This window comes from Mycobacterium sp. E342 (genome assembly GCF_001667665.1).
GTDB lineage: Bacteria > Actinomycetota > Actinomycetes > Mycobacteriales > Mycobacteriaceae > Mycobacterium.
This window is the reverse complement of record NZ_LZJM01000299.1, coordinates 1-16,041: the sequence shown is the minus strand read 5'-3', so window position 1 is coordinate 16,041 and position 16,041 is coordinate 1. Positions and strand designations below refer to the sequence as shown.

13 protein-coding genes and 1 tRNA gene are annotated in these 16,041 nt (G+C 71.4%); 6 read left to right on the top strand and 8 right to left on the bottom strand.

Going from position 1 to position 16,041, the window contains the following annotated elements; all coding sequences use genetic code 11:
- Positions 1–9: 9 nt before the first annotated feature.
- The 7 genes from A5692_RS24820 to selD all read right to left on the bottom strand — a co-directional run bounded on the left by A5692_RS24820 (position 10) and on the right by selD (position 9,806).
- Positions 10–1,182 (bottom strand): zinc-dependent alcohol dehydrogenase, encoded by a 1,173-nt coding sequence (locus A5692_RS24820; protein ID WP_068061338.1) that lies wholly within the window; start codon positions 1,180–1,182, stop codon positions 10–12.
- Positions 1,179–2,108: an SRPBCC family protein gene (locus A5692_RS24815; protein ID WP_068061334.1), complete on the bottom strand. Its 930-nt coding sequence runs from the start codon at positions 2,106–2,108 to the stop codon at positions 1,179–1,181. Before A5692_RS24815 ends, A5692_RS24820 begins: the two co-directional genes overlap by 4 nt.
- 178 nt (positions 2,109–2,286) lie before the next feature.
- The gene (locus A5692_RS24810; RefSeq protein WP_068061331.1) at positions 2,287–3,273 is read right to left on the bottom strand and encodes an LLM class F420-dependent oxidoreductase; all 987 of its coding nucleotides are present in this window, start codon (positions 3,271–3,273) and stop codon (positions 2,287–2,289) included.
- A gap of 131 nt (positions 3,274–3,404) precedes the next feature.
- Positions 3,405–4,496 carry an NrfD/PsrC family molybdoenzyme membrane anchor subunit gene (nrfD, locus tag A5692_RS24805; RefSeq protein ID WP_068061326.1) on the bottom strand — a complete coding sequence of 364 codons (1,092 nt, stop codon included), beginning with the start codon at positions 4,494–4,496 and terminating at the stop codon, positions 3,405–3,407.
- Positions 4,497–4,503: 7 nt separating this feature from the next.
- Positions 4,504–5,475 (bottom strand): 4Fe-4S dicluster domain-containing protein, encoded by a 972-nt coding sequence (locus tag A5692_RS24800; protein WP_068061322.1) that lies wholly within the window; start codon positions 5,473–5,475, stop codon positions 4,504–4,506.
- Positions 5,438–8,755 (bottom strand): formate dehydrogenase, encoded by a 3,318-nt coding sequence (fdh, locus tag A5692_RS24795; RefSeq protein WP_231984454.1) that lies wholly within the window; start codon positions 8,753–8,755, stop codon positions 5,438–5,440. Before fdh ends, A5692_RS24800 begins: the two co-directional genes overlap by 38 nt.
- 58 nt (positions 8,756–8,813) lie before the next feature.
- Positions 8,814–9,806, bottom strand: a complete 993-nt coding sequence (gene selD, locus A5692_RS24785; protein WP_068061316.1) for a selenide, water dikinase SelD — start codon at positions 9,804–9,806, stop codon at positions 8,814–8,816.
- A 27-nt stretch (positions 9,807–9,833) separates the two neighbouring features.
- Here selD and A5692_RS24780 point away from each other — a divergent pair.
- From A5692_RS24780 to A5692_RS24770, 3 genes are all read left to right on the top strand, one after another.
- Positions 9,834–9,928 (top strand) — tRNA-Sec (locus tag A5692_RS24780).
- A gap of 18 nt (positions 9,929–9,946) precedes the next feature.
- The gene (gene selA / locus A5692_RS24775) at positions 9,947–11,239 is read left to right on the top strand and encodes an L-seryl-tRNA(Sec) selenium transferase (protein ID WP_068061314.1); all 1,293 of its coding nucleotides are present in this window, start codon (positions 9,947–9,949) and stop codon (positions 11,237–11,239) included.
- Positions 11,227–12,936 (top strand): selenocysteine-specific translation elongation factor, encoded by a 1,710-nt coding sequence (locus A5692_RS24770; RefSeq protein ID WP_068061312.1) that lies wholly within the window; start codon positions 11,227–11,229, stop codon positions 12,934–12,936. The genes selA and A5692_RS24770 overlap by 13 nt, the downstream gene beginning before the upstream one ends.
- On the opposite strand, the gene A5692_RS24765 is transcribed toward A5692_RS24770, so the two are convergent.
- Positions 12,920–13,384: a GatB/YqeY domain-containing protein gene (locus A5692_RS24765; RefSeq protein ID WP_068061308.1), complete on the bottom strand. Its 465-nt coding sequence runs from the start codon at positions 13,382–13,384 to the stop codon at positions 12,920–12,922. The two genes, A5692_RS24770 and A5692_RS24765, sit on opposite strands and share 17 nt — an antisense overlap.
- Between A5692_RS24765 and A5692_RS24760 the strand changes: the two genes are divergently transcribed.
- The 3 genes from A5692_RS24760 to A5692_RS24750 all read left to right on the top strand — a co-directional run.
- Positions 13,383–14,717 (top strand): hypothetical protein, encoded by a 1,335-nt coding sequence (locus tag A5692_RS24760; RefSeq protein WP_197514562.1) that lies wholly within the window; start codon positions 13,383–13,385, stop codon positions 14,715–14,717. The two genes, A5692_RS24765 and A5692_RS24760, sit on opposite strands and share 2 nt — an antisense overlap.
- A 13-nt stretch (positions 14,718–14,730) precedes the next feature.
- The gene (locus A5692_RS24755; protein WP_068061302.1) at positions 14,731–15,384 is read left to right on the top strand and encodes a DUF4129 domain-containing protein; all 654 of its coding nucleotides are present in this window, start codon (positions 14,731–14,733) and stop codon (positions 15,382–15,384) included.
- Positions 15,384–16,041 (top strand): DUF4350 domain-containing protein (locus A5692_RS24750; protein WP_197514561.1); only part of this gene is annotated, 658 nt, incomplete at its 3' end. The genes A5692_RS24755 and A5692_RS24750, both read left to right, overlap by 1 nt.

Genomic DNA, 16,041 nt, shown 5'->3' with positions numbered 1-16,041 from the left:
TACTTTCGGTCAGCTCGGATTGAGGATGACTTTGGTGCAGCGGTCCTCTTTGTTCTTGAAAATCTCGTATCCGTACGGCGCCTGGTCAAGGGTCAGGTGGTGGCTGACGATGATGGTCGGGTCGATGTCGCCGTTGCGAATCCGGTCCAACAGCGGCCGCATGTAGCGGTGCACGTGACATTGGCCGGTCTTGATGGTGAGCGACCGGTTCATGACCGCCCCGATGGGAAACTTGTCCATCAGGCCGCCGTACACCCCGACGATCGAAATCGTGCCGCCGTTGCGGCAACTCATGGCCGCTTCCCGAATGGCGTGCGGCCGTTCGGTTTCCAGGCGCGCGGCTTGCTTGACACGATCGTAGGCGTCCACCGGGGTGGATCCGCTGCGTGCTTCCATGCCGGTGGCGTCGATGCAATGGTCGGGTCCCCGGCCGGCGGTGATGTCGCGAAGCTCCTCGAGCACCGACGTCTCGGCGAAGTTGACGGGGGTGGCGCCGATCTTCTGCGCCAGCTCGAGCCGGTACGGAACCCGGTCTATCGCAATGACTTTCGACGCCCCCAGCAGATAGGCGCTCATGATGGCGAACAGGCCGACCGGACCCGCACCCCACACGGCGACCACGTCACCGGGGGTGATGTCGCACATCTCGGCACCCATGTAACCGGTGGGCAGGATGTCCGACAGGAACAGGACCTGCTCGTCGGTCAGGTCGTCCTCGATCTTGAGTGGCCCGACATCGGCGAACGGCACCCGTGCGTATTCGGCCTGACCGCCGGCGAATCCGCCCAGCATGTGCGAGTACCCGAACAGGCCGGCCGGGGAGTGACCCATGAATTTCTCGGCGATGCCGGCGTTGGGATTGGAGTTCTCGCACAGCGAGTACAGGTCCCGCCGGCAGGCGTTGCACGCGCCGCACGCGATCGGGAACGGCACCACCACCCGATCACCGACGGCCAGGTTGTTGACCGCCTTGCCGACCTCGACCACCTCGCCCATGAATTCGTGCCCGAGCACGTCGCCGTGCTTGACGGTGGGGATGTAGCCGTCGTACAGGTGCAGATCCGAACCGCAGATCGCCGTCGAGGTGATGCGTACGATCGCGTCGCGGTCGTTGAGGATCTTGGGATCCGGGACAGACTCCACTTGCACGCTGTTGCGGCCCGCGTAGACGGTGGCCCTCATACGCTTGCTCCTTTGTTGGGTTGAGCGGGCTGCTGATGCAGCTGCCGGGCCGACGCCGTGCCCTCGGGGGACCCGTCCGTGAGCAGCACCTGGCCGGTCTCGAGGATCTGCTTGAATCGGCGCAGATCGTCGCTGACCTGTTGCTCGGGAGATTGGCCGAACAGGCTCGCCGCCGCCTTGCCGAACAGTCCGCCGGGGATGTGGTAGCCGATCCGGACGCGGACTTCGGTGCCGTCGCCGGTGACGGTGGGGGTGAACTCGACGCTGCCGCCGTTCTCGATCGGCGAGCCGGGCAGCGACTGCCAGGCGATCCGCCTGTTGGGGGTCTCCTCGGTGATCTGCGCGTCCCACTGCACCGACTGTCCGGCCGGGGCGTGGGCGACCCAGTGCGACTGGCCGTCAGTGGCGGGGGTGACCGACTTCAGGTGGTGCATGAAGCTGGGCAGGTTCTCCAGGTCGCGCCAGTACCCGTAGACCTCCTCGGGCGGGCGCCGCACCGTCACCGCGGCGCGCAGGGTCCGGTGCCGGGCCTTGTTGACGTGCCGGCCGCCGCCATTGACCGTGCGTAGGGCCGTGTACAGGTCGAGCCCCGCTATGCCGGTGAGCAGCACGGCGGAGATGGCACCCTGCCGTCGTCGCCCCGGGCCGCGCGCGGCCACCCCGGCTACCAGCAGCCCCATGTCCAAGACATCGCCGATCACCCGGGTCCACACCAGCTTGTCGGGACCGGCCAGCAGCGCCGCACCGTGGCCGCATTCCCGCGCGCCCAACGCGCGGATGACCCGCCGCGACCGGGCGGTGTCGTCGACACCCGCCACTGCAGCAACTTTTCCGGGGGCCACCAACTCGCTCAGGCCCAGTCCGAAGCTGGCGCCGCTGAGCGCCTTGACCAAGGCCGAGGTGGTGTTGGCGGATCGGTCACCCATTGTCAGCTCTCCTTGCCTTGCGGCGAACACGCATCGGGCAAAGTTGCTGGCGGACAGCCGCTTTGCGAATCAACAGGTTTTCGGCGCTGCTTGCGGTGTTCGCGCACCGCACCGGCCCGTACTCGGTGGACGCGCGATTGAGGCCGGATACCCGAGCGGATACCGCCCAAACGTGGGATCAGTTTGCTGCGCTGCGCAGTGCGGCAAGCAAAGGTTCGGCGGCTTCTTTGAGAAAGAGGTCCTGGGATTCCCCGCCGACCTGGACCAGCGCCACGTCGGTGAACCCGGCGTCCCAGTAGGGCCGGACGGCCTCGACGATCGCATCGAGGTCGGGGCCGCAGGGGATGGACTCGGCGACGTCTTCGGGACGCACGAACTGGGTCGCGCCGGCAAACCCCGCCGGCGTCGGCAGGTCGGCGTTGACCTTCCAGCCCCCGGCGAACCAGCGGAACTGGTCATGGGCGCGTTCGATCGCGGTGTCGCGGTCGGGGTCCCAGCACACCGGGATCTGGCCGACGACGCGGCCGCCGCCGGCGAGGTTGCCGGCCTGCCGCGCGGCGTGCCAGGCGTCGACCAGCTCCCCGTCCGGCTCGACCGCAACGAAGTGGTCGGCCAGCCGGCCGAATTTGTCGATGGCCTTGGCGCCACCCATCGCCACCGCGATGCCGACCGGGACCTCGGGCACGTCCCACAACCGTGCGGAGTCCACCTGGAAGTAGTCGCCGCTGAAGTTCACCAGCTGACCGCCGAACAGCTCGCGGATGATCTTGATCGCTTCGCGCAGCATGTCCTGCCGACGCTCGACGGTGGGCCAGCCACGGCCGACGATGTGCTCGTTGAGGTTCTCGCCGGTGCCGAGGCCGAGCGTGAACCGGCCATCGGACAGGATCTGCACGGTGGCGGCCTGCTGGGCCACGACGGCGGGGTGATAGCGCATCGTCGGGCACGTCACATACGTGTAGAGGTCCACCCGTTCGGTGGCGTGCGCCACCGCGCCCAGCACGGCCCAGGCGTTGGGCGCATGCCCCTGCGATGTCAGCCAGGGGGAGAAGTGGTCGCTGCACACCTCGAAGTCGAAACCGCGCTCCTCGGCGGAAAGAGCTTGGCGGACAAGGTCTTTGGCTCCACTCTGTTCGGTCATCAGGGTGTAACCAAAATGCGTCATGCTGCTATGGTTACCCCGGCCGGCCGGGCGCAAACCGCTGCGCCGGGGCGCCATCCTTCGCGAGCGTAACGGCACCGCGAAAAATGGGGCCCAGAATCGCGGTGACGTTACGCTCGCGACCCGGGGACCGTTCAGCCCGCGGTGGTGATCGAGTCCCCCGTGACGCCCGCCGCGCGGCGCGCCGCCAGCCGGCGCTTCTGCGGCTCGATCGTGTAGCGGGGGTGGCGCGCCGATTCCAGCCCCGCCTCGAACACGCCGAAGCGGGTCAGCGCGGACGCCGTCGCCAGCGCCAGGCCGGACACCGCCGCGACGGCGCGGTTGCGGCCCCCGAGCAGCGTGCCCAACCCGCCGCCGATCGCCAGCCGTTCGCTCCACCGCAGCATCCGGCCCGGGGCGCCGTGGTGCAGCGGTTCGGCGGCGACCGGGTCCATCCGGCGCTCCATCAGCCTCGTCGCCACCAGGTCACCGATCACGCCGAACACGGCCAGTGCGCGGGCCGGGCCGGCTTCGGCGACCGGGGTGGTGACCATCGCCAACCCCGACGCGGCCAGGCTCGCCGAGCTGACGAACACGAACGGCAGGTCCTCGCGGGCGGCGTTCCAGGTCGGCGTCGCCGTGTCGGAGAGCAGCACCGCGGTGTAGGCGGCCAGCGGCGGGGCGAGGAGCGCCGCCTCCAGGCCGGCCGGCCCCTCGACGGCGCGCAGCACCGGCCGCAGCGGACCGAGCGGTAGCCGCTCCCCCGTCATCCGATCGACCTCGGACGCGGCGGCCACCCCGATCCCGGCGCTGAAGGCGCTCAGGATCCACGAGCCGAGGTTCATCGGCGAGGTGAGCTTGAACGTGCGCAGCATGTGCAGGAACCGCTCGGGCCGGCCAAGGTCCTTCACCAGCGCGACGAGGCTCAACAGGACGGCCGCCAAGCCGGTGAGGCGGGCGTTGCGGCGCAGCCTGGCGCGGCCGGTGAGCTGCGCGCCGGCCGCCAGCAGGCCGGAGCCGCCCGCGACGCCGCCCAGGAACAGGTACGCGGCCACCTCGGACTCCCAGGGCGGCGGCTTGACCACCGGACGCCCGTAGTAGGAGCTGAATTCGGCTTCGGGCACCATCGGCGTCTCGCGGGAACCATCAAAACTCCTGCCGCCGCCCCGGCGGCCCCTGCGCTGCCGCTTGCGCCGACCGCCGACGGGCTCGGGCGGGCGCAGGCTGTCGTATTCCGAAGTGCTCATGGGCTTTTCACCGGCCTTTCCAGAAGGCCAGCGCCGCGGCGGCGAACATGCCCGCCGCGGCCACGCCGGCTCGTTTGAACATCTGGGGCAGGTCGGCCGTGCACACCCGCGGGTCCGGCGGCAGGCCGTAGACCTCGGGCTCGTCGAGCAGCAGGAAGATCGACCCGGTGCCACCCACGCCGTCGTGTTCGTTCGCCCCGTAGAGGCGGGCCTCCGTGAGCCCCTGGGCGCGCAGCGCGGCCACCCGTTCCCGCGCCGTGATGACCAGGTCGTCGTGGTCGCCGAACTTGATCGACGTCGTGGGACAGGTCTTGGCGCACGCCGGGATCTGGTCGTCGACCAGGCGGTCGTAGCACAGGGTGCACTTCTGGGCGACCCCGGTGACGAACTTCTCGGTCGGGCGGCCCGGCCGCCGCGCGGGCGTCGCATAGGTGCCGTCGCTGCGGCGCTCGACCACGCCGAACGGGCACCCGGCCACACAGGTGCCGCACCCGTTGCAGACGTCGTCCTGCACGACGACCGTGCCGAACTCGGTGCGGAACAACGCACCCGTCGGGCAGACGTCCAGGCAGCCGGCGTGCGTGCAGTGCTTGCACACGTCCGACGACATCAGCCAGCGGAACTCCGGGGTGTCGGGCGGGGTGAGGTCCGGCTCCGACGCGGCACCCGGCAGCGCCGGCATGCCCAAATCGGTGAGGGCGCGCCCGGATTCGCGCGCCTCCTCGATGCGGTCGCGGTCCTGCTCGATGAAGGCGACGTGCCGCCAGGTGCTGGCGCCCAGCGCGCCGGTGTTGTCATAGGACGAACCCAGCAGCTCCAGGTCGCCGTCGCGGGGGTTGCGGTTCCACTCCTTGCACGCGACCTCGCAGGCCTTGCAGCCGATGCAGATCGAGGTGTCGGTGAAGAAGCCCTTGCGCGGCTTGGGTTCTGCCCAGCCGGCGTCACTCGTCGGGTCGGTCGGTCCGCTCAGCTGACCCATCGGCTCCCCCTTCCCAGACGCCGTCGTCGATCCGCACGTTGCCGGTCTCGGTGGTGGCCCCCGAGCGGGACTGATACTCGGCGATCAGCCGCAGCAGATCCTCGCCCTGCGGCCGGCGCCCCGGCCGGATGTCACACGAGCCGGCCTTGGACTCCTGGATCTGCACGTTGGGGTCCAGCGTGATGCCCAGCAGATCGTTGGCCGCGTCCCCGCTCACGACGGCGTCACCGCCGACGCCCCAGTGATACGGCAGGCCGATCTGATGCACGGTGTGACCGTTGATCACCAGCGGCGCAACGCGTTTGGTGACCAGCACCCGCGCCTCGATCGCCGCGCGCGGCGATACGATGGTGGCCCACCCATACGGCTCGAGGCCGCGTTCGGCGGCCAGCTCCGGGGACACCTCGCAGAACATCTCCGGCTGCAGCTCCGAGAGGTAGGGCAGCCACCGGCTCATCCCGCCGGCGGTGTGATGCTCGGTGAGCCGGTAGGTGGTGAACACGTACGGATACACGTCCGCACCCGGCTCGCCTGCGCTGGGCGCGCTCAGATTGTCCTTGCGCGGGAAGGTGATTCGTCCCGGGTTGCGCTGCTGCGGGTACAACGCGTTGGCGACCGGGGACTCCTGCGGTTCGTAGTGCGTGGGCAGCGGGCCGTCGACCACACCCTTCGGCGCGAACAGCCACCCCTTGCCGTCGGCCTGCATGATGAACGGGTCGTCCCCGGCGAGCGCGTCGGGACCGCCGACGGCGGGATCGGGCCGGCTCCCCGGCGCCCGGTCGGCCACGAAGTCGGGCACGTCATACCCGACCCAGCGCCGCTGATCCGCGTCCCACCACACGTATTTCTTGCGTTCGCTCCACGGCTTGCCGTCCGGGTCGGCCGACGCGCGGTTGTAGAGGATTCTCCGGTCGGCGGGCCACGCCCAGCCCCACTCGTGCTGGCTCGGCGAGTCACCGCCGTGCGGCACGCGGCGGGCGGCCTGGTTGGTGGCGTTCGCGTAGACGCCCGTGTAGATCCAGCACCCCGCGGCGGTCGACCCGTCGGCGCGCAACTCGGTGTACGACGACAGCGGCGCGCGGTCGGCGGTGTGATACCCGTTGATCTCGGCCAATACGGCTTCGCCGTCGGGCTCGCCGTGCTCGTCGGTCGGGTAGTCCCACGTCAGGTCCAGCAGGGGCCGGTCGCGCTCGTCGGTCGACCCGGCCAACCGCTGCCTGATCCGCTTGCCGAGTTCGAAGAAGAACTGCAACTCGCTCTGACACTGGCCCGGCGGCTCGACGGCCTTGTGGCGCCACTGCACCAGGCGCTGGGTCTGGGTGAACGATCCGGCCTTCTCCACGTGCGTGGCGGCGGGCAGGAAGAACACCTCGGTCTCGATATCCTCCGTTTTCAGTTCGCCCGAAGCGATTTCGGGCCCGTCCTTCCACCAGGTGGCCGACTCGATGAGGTTGAGGTCGCGCACCACCAGCCACTTGAGGTGGGACATGCCCATCCGCTGCATCCGGCCGTGCGCCGACCCGACCGCGGGGTTCTGGCCGAGCAGGAAGTAGCCCTCCACCTCGTCGGCCAGCATGCCCATCACGGTCTGATAGGTGCCGTGCGGCCCGGACAGCCGCGGCAGGTAGTCGTAGGCCCAGTCGTTGTCCTTGGTGGCCGCCTCCCCCCACCACGCCTTGAGCAGGCTGATCGCATAGGTGTCGGAGTTGGCCCAGAACCCCTTCTGCTTCTTCGATCCCACCACGTCGAGATAGTCGGCCAGGGTGTCGTGCATGCCGGCCTTGGGCATGGGCAGGTAGCCGGGCAGCAGGTTGAACAGCGTCGGGATGTCCGTGGAGCCCTGGATGGTGGCGTGGCCGCGCAGCGCCATGATGCCGCTGCCCGGCCGGCCCACGTTGCCCAGCAGGAGCTGCAGAATGGTTGCGGTGCGGATGAATTGGGCGCCGAGGGTGTGCTGCGTCCACCCGACGGCGTAGGCGAAGCAGGTGGTGCGCTCGCGCCCGGAGTTCTCGACGATGGAGCGGGCGAGGTAGTCGAAATCCGCGCGGCTGATGCCACAGACGTCGGTGACCACCTCCGGGGTGTAGCGGGCGTAGTGGCGCTTGAGGATCTGGAAGACGGTGCGCGGGTGCTGCAGGGTTTCGTCCCGCTTCACCTTGGCGTGCGCGAGCGGCGGGCCGCCGCTGCCGTGCTCGTCGCCCGCCGCGCTCGGTGACGCGGTGGCACCGTGCGTGTGGTCGCCGCCGGCGGACTCGATCTGGCCGTTCCCTTCCTGCTCGTACGCCCACGTCGACGTGTCGTACTGCCCGGTCTCGGGGTCGAAGCCGGAGAACAGCCCATTGAGATCCTCGGTGTCCCTGAACTTTTCGTTGATCAACGTGGCGGCGTTGGTGTAGGCGACGACGTATTCCTTAAACCACAGGTCGTTGGCGAGCACGTGGTTGATCAAGGCGCCGAGCAGCACCACGTCCGAACCGGCCCGGATCGGGATGTGTTTGTCCGACACCGCCGACGTGCGGGTGAAGCGCGGGTCCACATGGATCACCCGAGCGCCGCGGGCCCGGGCCTCTTCGACCCACTGGAAACCCACCGGGTGGCACTCGGCCATGTTGGAGCCCTGGATGACGATGCAATCGGCGTTCGCCATGTCCTGCAGTGTTTGGGTGGCGCCGCCGCGCCCGAAGGAGGCTCCCAGACCGGGAACCGTGGCGGAGTGTCAAATGCGAGCTTGGTTCTCGATCTGAATGGCGCCCGCGGCGGTGAAGAGCTTCTTGATGAGGTAGTTCTCTTCGTTGTCCAGCGTCGCCCCGCCCAGCGCGGCGATGCCCATGGTGCGGCGCAACAGGTTGCCCTTCTTGTCGATGTCCTGCCAGGTGTGGCGGCGGGACTCGACGAACCGGTCGGCGATCATGTCGATCGCGGTGTCCAGCTCGAGGGGCTGCCATTCAGTCGCCCGGGGGGCGCGGTAGAGCACCTGCAGCTGCCGGCCGGGCGAGTTCACCAGCTGTTCACTGGCAGCACCCTTGGGGCACAGGCGGCCTCGCGAGATCGGCGAGTCCGGGTCGCCCTCGATCTGGACCACCCGTTCGTCCTTGACGTAGACCCGCTGCCCGCAACCGACCGCGCAATAGGGGCAGATGCTCTGCACCACGCGGTCGGCCGTCGTCGTGCGCGGCGTGACGGCGCGGGTGCGCTTCGAGGTCACGGCCGAGCCGCGGCCGAGCTTGTCGCCCGAACGCAGCTGACGTACGACGGGCCACTCGAGGAAAAGCTTCCGCATGTCTTTTTTCGGGGCCATGACCACCACCCTAGTGCGCGGCCCCGAAACCCCGCTCGGTTCACCGCACCACGATCGTGTGCTCGCCACGCGGCACCAGCTCACCGATCACCGGGGCGCCCGGTACCTCACCGGCGACCAGCAGGCCGCCCGAGGTCTGCGCGTCGGCGAGCAACAGGGCGTCGGACTCCCTGACCGCGGACAGGTCGACGTGCGGGGCCACCCAGTCGAGGTTGCGGCGCGTGCCCCCGCTGACGTAGCCGGCCGCCAGCGCCTCCCGGGCCCCCTCCAGGTAGGGCACCGCCGCCGCGTCGACGATCGCCGTGACGCCGCTGGCCCGCGCCAGCTTGTGCAGATGACCGAGCAGCCCGAAACCGGTGATGTCGGTTGCGCATTCGGCGCCGGCGGCCAGCGCGGCGGCGGCCGCCTCGGCGTTGAGGGTGGTCATCACCCGGACCGCCTGCTCGAAGCGCTCCCCGGTGGCCTTGTGCCTGCTGTTGAGCACCCCGACGCCGAGCGGTTTGGTCAGCGACAGCGGCAGGCCGGGCTTGCCGGAGTCGTTGCGCAGCAACCGGTTCGGGTCCGCGATCCCGGTGACCGCCAGCCCGTATTTGGGTTCCGGGTCGTCGACGCTGTGCCCGCCGGCGAGGTGGCAGCCGGCCAGGCCGCAGACGTCCAGCCCGCCCCGCAGCGTCTCGGCCGCCAGCTCGAACGGCAGCACGTCGCGCGGCCAGCCCAGCAGGTTCACCGCCACCACCGGACGACCGCCCATCGCGTAGACGTCGGACAGCGCGTTGGTGGCCGCGATGCGGCCCCAGTCGTACGCGTCGTCGACCACCGGGGTGAAGAAGTCCGTCGTCGCGATCAGCGCCGTGCCGTCGGCGATCTGCACCGCGGCCGCGTCGTCGCCGTGTTCCAGCCCGACCAGCAGCTCGCCGACCGGGTCGCGCGGCGCGCTCACCCCCAGCCCGCGGACCACCTCCTCGAGCTCACCGGGCGGGATCTTGCATGCACACCCGCCGCCGTGGGCGTACTGAGTCAGTCGATAGGCCACGCGTCCATACTTGTCCCTATGGTCCGAGGAGGCGTGTCCGGTCTGGTGACCGGCGCGGTCTTCAAAACCGTCGAACGGCAGACGCTGCCGCTGGCGGGTTCGATTCCCGTCCGCCTCCGCCATACCCTCTCGAGCCCGACATGACCGACCCGCGCCGGCGGGTGCCGGGAACCGACACGCTGCTCGCCGATCCGCGCCTGGTCGAGGCCCAGCGGGTGCTGGGGCGCGCGCTGGTGAAGTCGGTGATCGCCGACGCGCAGCGGCGGGCCCGCGCCGGGGAGATCGAGCCCGAGCGCGTCGCCGAGCACGCCCTCGACGCGCTGCCCAGCACCGCGTCCAGCCTGCGGCCCGTGATCAACGCCACCGGCGTGATCGTGCACACCAACCTGGGGCGCGCGCCGCTGTCGCGGGCCGCCGTCGACGCGGTGCTCGCCGCCGCCGGCACCACCGACGTCGAGCTGGACCTGGCGACCGGCCGCCGCGGCCGTCGCGGCCGGGGCGCGCTGGCGGCGCTGGCCCGCGCGGTGCCCCTCGCGGGTGGGGTGCACGTCGTCAACAACAACGCGGCCGCGCTGCTGCTGACGGCCTTGACGCTCGCTGGGGGCTTGTCGGGGGGCAAGGAGATCGTGCTCAGCCGTGGCGAGCTGGTCGAGATCGGCGACGGGTTCCGCATCCCCGAGTTGCTGGCCTCCACCGGATCGCGGCTGCGCGAGGTCGGCACCACCAACCGCACCAGCCTGCGTGACTACGCCGAGGCGATCGGGCCGCAGACCGGTTTCGTCCTGAAGGTCCACCCGTCCAACTTCCACGTCACCGGGTTCACCTCGGCGGTCGGCGTCGCGGAGCTGGCGAAACTCGGTGTGCCCCTGGTGGTCGACATCGGCTCCGGGATGCTGGCCCCGCACCCCCTGCTGCCCGACGAGCCCGACGCCACGACGGCCCTGCGCGACGGCGCCGACCTGGTCACCGCGAGCGGCGACAAACTGCTCGGCGGCCCCCAGGCCGGCCTGCTGCTGGGCGACGCCGGGCTCATCGAACGGCTGCGCCGCCACCCCGCCGCGCGCGCCCTGCGGGTGGACAAGCTCACCCTGGCCGCGCTGGAAGCGACGCTGACGGGCCCGCCGACGCCGGTGGCCGAGGCGCTGGTCGCCGACGTGGCGCGGCTGCGGGCCCGCGCGGAGTCGCTCGCGGCCGCGTTGCCGGGCGCGCAGGCGGTGGATTGCGTCGCGGCCGTCGGCGGGGGCGGGGCGCCGGACGTCCGGCTACCCAGCGCCGCCGTGAGCCTGCCGGAGCCCTACGCCGCCGCGCTGCGCGCCGCCAGCCCGCCGGTCGTCGGCCGCCTCGAGGCCGGTCGGTGCCTGCTCGACCTGCGCACGGTGGCGCCCGAGGACGACGCGCTGCTGGCGGCGGCGGTGCTCGCATGTTCGTCATAGCCACCGCCGGGCACGTCGACCACGGCAAATCCACCCTGCTGCACCGGCTCACCGGCATGTGGCCGGACCGGCTGGCCGAGGAGCGGCGCCGGGGCCTGACCATCGACCTCGGTTTCGCGTGGACCGAGTTCGGCGGCCGCCAGCTGGCGTTCGTCGACGTGCCGGGGCACGAGCGGTTCGTGGCCAACATGCTGGCGGGGGTGGGGACCGTCCCCGCGGTGTTGTTCGTCGTCGCCGCGACCGAGGGCTGGATGCCGCAGTCCGACGAACACCTGGCGGCGCTGGATGCGCTCGGGGTCCGGCACGGGCTGGTGGTGATCAGCAAGGCCGACCTCGCCGATCCCGGCCCGGCCATCGAGCAGGCGCGGGAACGGTTCGCCGCCACCTCGCTGGCCGGGGTTCCCGTCGCGATCGGGACCGATCTGGAGCGGGTGCGCGCGGAGCTGCTGGCGCTCACCGACCGGCTGCCGGCTCCGGACCCGGACGCCGACGTGCGGCTGTGGGTCGACCGGAGCTTCACCGTCCGGGGTGCGGGCACCGTGGTGACCGGGACGCTGGCGGCCGGGACGATCCGGGTGGGCGACGAACTGGAACACGCCGGCCGGCGCGTCACGGTGCGCGGGCTGCAATCGCTGGGCCGCGACCAGCCGTCGGTTGGCCCGGTGGCGCGCGTCGCGCTGAACCTGCGGGGGGTCGACCGTCAGCACATCGGCCGCGGCGACACCGTTCGGGCACCGGGCGTGTGGCTGGACACGGCGGAGATCGACGTCGCCCTGCGGTCGGCGGACGCGCTGCATCGCCAGCTGGTGTTGCATGTCGGGTCCGCGGCCGTGCCGGTGCAGGTGCGCCCGCTCGGCGAGGCGGCGGCCCGGCTGCGGCTGGCGCGGTCGCTGCCGCTGCGGGTCGGCGACGTGGGACTGCTGCGCGACCCCGGCGAGCACCGGATCGCGGCGGGCGTCGAGGTGCTCGACGTCCGGCCGCCGGCGCTGCGCCGACGCGGCGCCGCCCGAGATCGGGCCGCCGAGCTCGCGACCGGGCGGGTCCGCCCGCCCGACTGCGCCCGGGCCGCCCACCTGCGGGCGATGGGCCTGCCGCTCGCCGGGCTGCGGGTGGGCGACTGGGTGGTGGACCCGCAGTGGTGGGCCGGGCGGCGCGAGCGGGCGACCGCGGCGGTGCGGTTGTGGGCGGACGACCACGACGTCGCGGCCGGGATGACGCTGGAGACGCTGCGGCAGCGGGCCGGGCTGCCCGCCGCCGAGCTGTTGCCGAAGCTGCTCGAGGGCACCGGCCTTCAGGTGGCCGACGGGCTGGTCCGTGCGCCGGGCGCGGGCCTGCCGGCCCGCGTCGACAAGGCGGTCCGCGCCATCGAGGAGTGGCTGGCCGCCGAGCCGTTCCGGGCGCCGGAGGCCGACGAACTGGCCGAGCTCAAGCTGGGTTCCCGGGAGCTGGCGGCGGCGGTGCGCGCCGGGCGGCTGACCCGGATCGCCGACGGCGTCGTCCTGGGATCCGGCGCGCTGGACCGGGCGGCCGGCGTCCTCGCGGCGCTGCCGCAGCCGTTCACGGTCAGCGACGCGCGCCGGGCGCTGGGCACCACCCGGCGGGTCGCGGTCCCGCTGCTGGAGCAGCTCGACGCCCGGCGCGTGACCAGGCGGGCCCCGGACGGCACCCGGGTGGTGCTTGCTACAACCGCTCCTTGACCGCCGCCGACAGCCGGGCCCCGTCGGCCTTGCCGGCCGCGATCGCGGTGGCCGCCTTCATCACCATCCCCATCTGCTTCATGCTCGGGCGCTCGCCGATCTCCTCTGCGACCTGGGCGATCGCGGTGTCGGCGACGTCGGCCAGTTCGGCCTCGGTGAGCGGCGTCGGCAAATACTCGTCGATGATGCGCGCCTCGGCGTGCTCGGTGGCGGCCAGCTCCCCGCGGCCGTTCTGCGTGTAGATCTCCGCCGACTCGGCACGCTTGCGGGACTCCCGGGCCAGCACCTTGATCACCTCGTCGTCGGAGAGGTCTTTGGCCTGCTTGCCGGACACCTCCTCGGTTTGGATCGCGGCGAGCAGGAGGCGCAGGGTCGCCGTGCGCAGCTTGTCCTTGCTCTTCATCGCATCGGTCAGGTCGGCCCGCAGCCGGGATTTGAGTTCCGCCATGCCAGGAACGCTACGCGCCGACGGTCTGGCCATGATTGAGAAATGCCCGGACCACCGACAGGATGGAGCCCATGACGAACGACGGGCCCGCTCGCAGACGCCGCGGAACACGTTGAGCGCGCCGCCGCCTGGCTATCCGGTTGGCCGGCCACCGGGCTACGGCCCGCCACCCGGCTACGGCCCACCACCGGGATACGGACCCCCACCCGGCTACGGCCCACCCCCGGGATACGGCCCACCGGGCTACGGGCCCCCACCGGGCTACGGTCCCCCGCCGGGGTATGGACCTCCGCCGGGGTATGGCCCCCCACCGGGGTACGGACCCCCGCCGCCGTGGCAATCCGGCCTCCCACAACTGATTCCGGGGGCGGTCAAACCCGGCATCATCCCGTTGCGGCCGCTCACCCTGGGCGACATCTTCAACGGCGCGGTCGGCTACGTCCGGGCCAATCCGAAGGCCACCCTGGGGTTGACGACCGTGGTGGTGGTGGTCATCCAGATCGTCACGAAACTGGCCGTCTACGGGCCGTTGGCGGCCTACGGCAGGCTGAGCACCGACCACGCCAAGGAGCTGACCAGCGGGGTCATCGGCGCCTGGTTGACGTCGATGGGCGCCGGTGTCCTGGTCGCCTGGCTGGGCGGCATGCTGCTGTCCGGGATGCTCACCGTCATCGTCGGGCGGGCGGTGTTCGGCTCGCCGATCACCATCGGCGAGACGTGGGCCAGGATCCGGGGGCGCCTGGTTCCGCTATTCGGCCTCGCCCTGCTGGAAGGAGCCGCCCTGGCCGTCGTCGCCGGACTGGTGATCGTGATCATCGCGGTGCTGGCGGCCATCGGGAACGGCGCGGCGGCGGTCATCCTTGGCATGCCGCTGGTGCTGGCCGTGATCGCGTTGCTGGTGTACCTGTACACGGTCGTGCTGTTTGCGCCCGTGCTGATCGTGCTGGAGCGGCTGCCCGTCCTGGACGCCATCACCCGATCGTTCGCCTTGGTGCGCAACGGCTTCTGGCGGGTGCTGGGCATCCGGCTGCTGTCGCTGCTGGTGACCTCCGTTGTCGCGGGCGCGGTCTCGGTTCCGTTCGAGATCGCCAGCAGGTTCTTCCTGGTCAGCACGTCCACCGCGGCCTTCCTGGTCGGCACCGCGGTCGCGTCGGTGGGCGCCGCGATCGGCGAGATCATCACCGCGCCGTTCAACGCCGGGGTGATCGCGCTGCTCTACACCGATCGCCGGATGCGCGCCGAGGCATTCGATCTGGTGCTGCAGACCGGCGCCGCGGGCGGGCAGTACGCGGCCGAGTCCACCGATAACCTGTGGCTGACGCGACCGGTCTGAGGACGAGCTGACCGTGCCCTCCATCGACATCGACCGCGATGCCGCACACCAGGCCGCCCAGGACGAGCTCAACAAACCGATCTACTCCAAGGGCTCGGCCACCGAGCAGATCGCCGAATGGCTCAACGAGACCCTTTACCGGCTGCTGCAGAAGACGGCCTCGCTGCCCGGCGGATGGCTCACGGCGACGGTGCTTTTCGTCATGCTCGGGATCGCGCTGGCGGCCGCCATCCACCTCGCGCGGCGCACCATGCGCACCAATCGCGGCGGCGACTATCAGCTGTTCGAAGCCGCGCAGCTCACCGCCGCCCAGCACCGTGTGACCGCCGAAAGTTACGCGGCGCAAGGGGACTGGGCCGCGGCGATTCGGCACCGGCTGCGTGCGGTCGCCCGCCAGCTGGAGGAGACCGGGGTGCTGAACCCGGCGCCCGGCCGCACCGCCAACGAGCTGGCCTCCGACGCGGGCACCGCTTTGCCCCATCTCGCCGGCGAACTTTCGCAGGCCGCAACGGCTTTCAACGACGTTACCTATGGCGAGCAACCGGGGACACCGAGCGCATACCGGATGATCGCCGACCTTGACGACCACCTGCGGTCCCGCTCGGCGGCCGTCGCCGCAGGGCCGGGGCAATCCGCCCCGTCCGACGCGTGGGCCAAGGTGCGGTGATGGCGACCGTCGGGCGCCCTCAACCCGCGACGCCGATACGGCGCTCACGGTCCTGGCGCTGGGTGATCCTCATCCTGCTCGTGCTCGTCGTGGTCGCCGGGGTCGATGCCTACCTGACCGCGCCACGGCCGGGCGCGCGCATGGATCCGGCCTCGACGGGCCCCGACGGCGCCCACGCGCTGGTGGCGCTGCTGCGCGGGGGTGGCGTCGACGTCGTGGTCGCCGACAGCATCGCCGGCGTCGAGCGGGCGGCGCGCCCCGACGCGCTGATCCTGGTGGCGCAGAGCCAATACCTGACCGAGCCGCTGCTGGACCGGCTTTCGAAGGCGCCGGGCGACCTGCTGCTGGTGGAACCGACGGCGCGCACCCGCGAGGCGCTGATGCCGGGCGTGCGGGTCTCGGCGGCGGCCGACGCCTTCGACACCGATCCGGATTGCACTCTGCGCGAGGCGACGCGGGCCGGGCCGGTGCGGTTCGGGCCCAGCGACGCCTATCGCGCTACCGACGGACGGCCCATGACCCGCTGCTACGGCGGGGCGCTGATCCGCTTCCGTGAGGGCGGGCGGACCGTCACGGTGGTCGGCAGCACCGACTTCTTGACCAACGACGCCCTGCTGCAGGCGGGCAACGCCGCCCTGGCGATGAACCTTGCGGGTG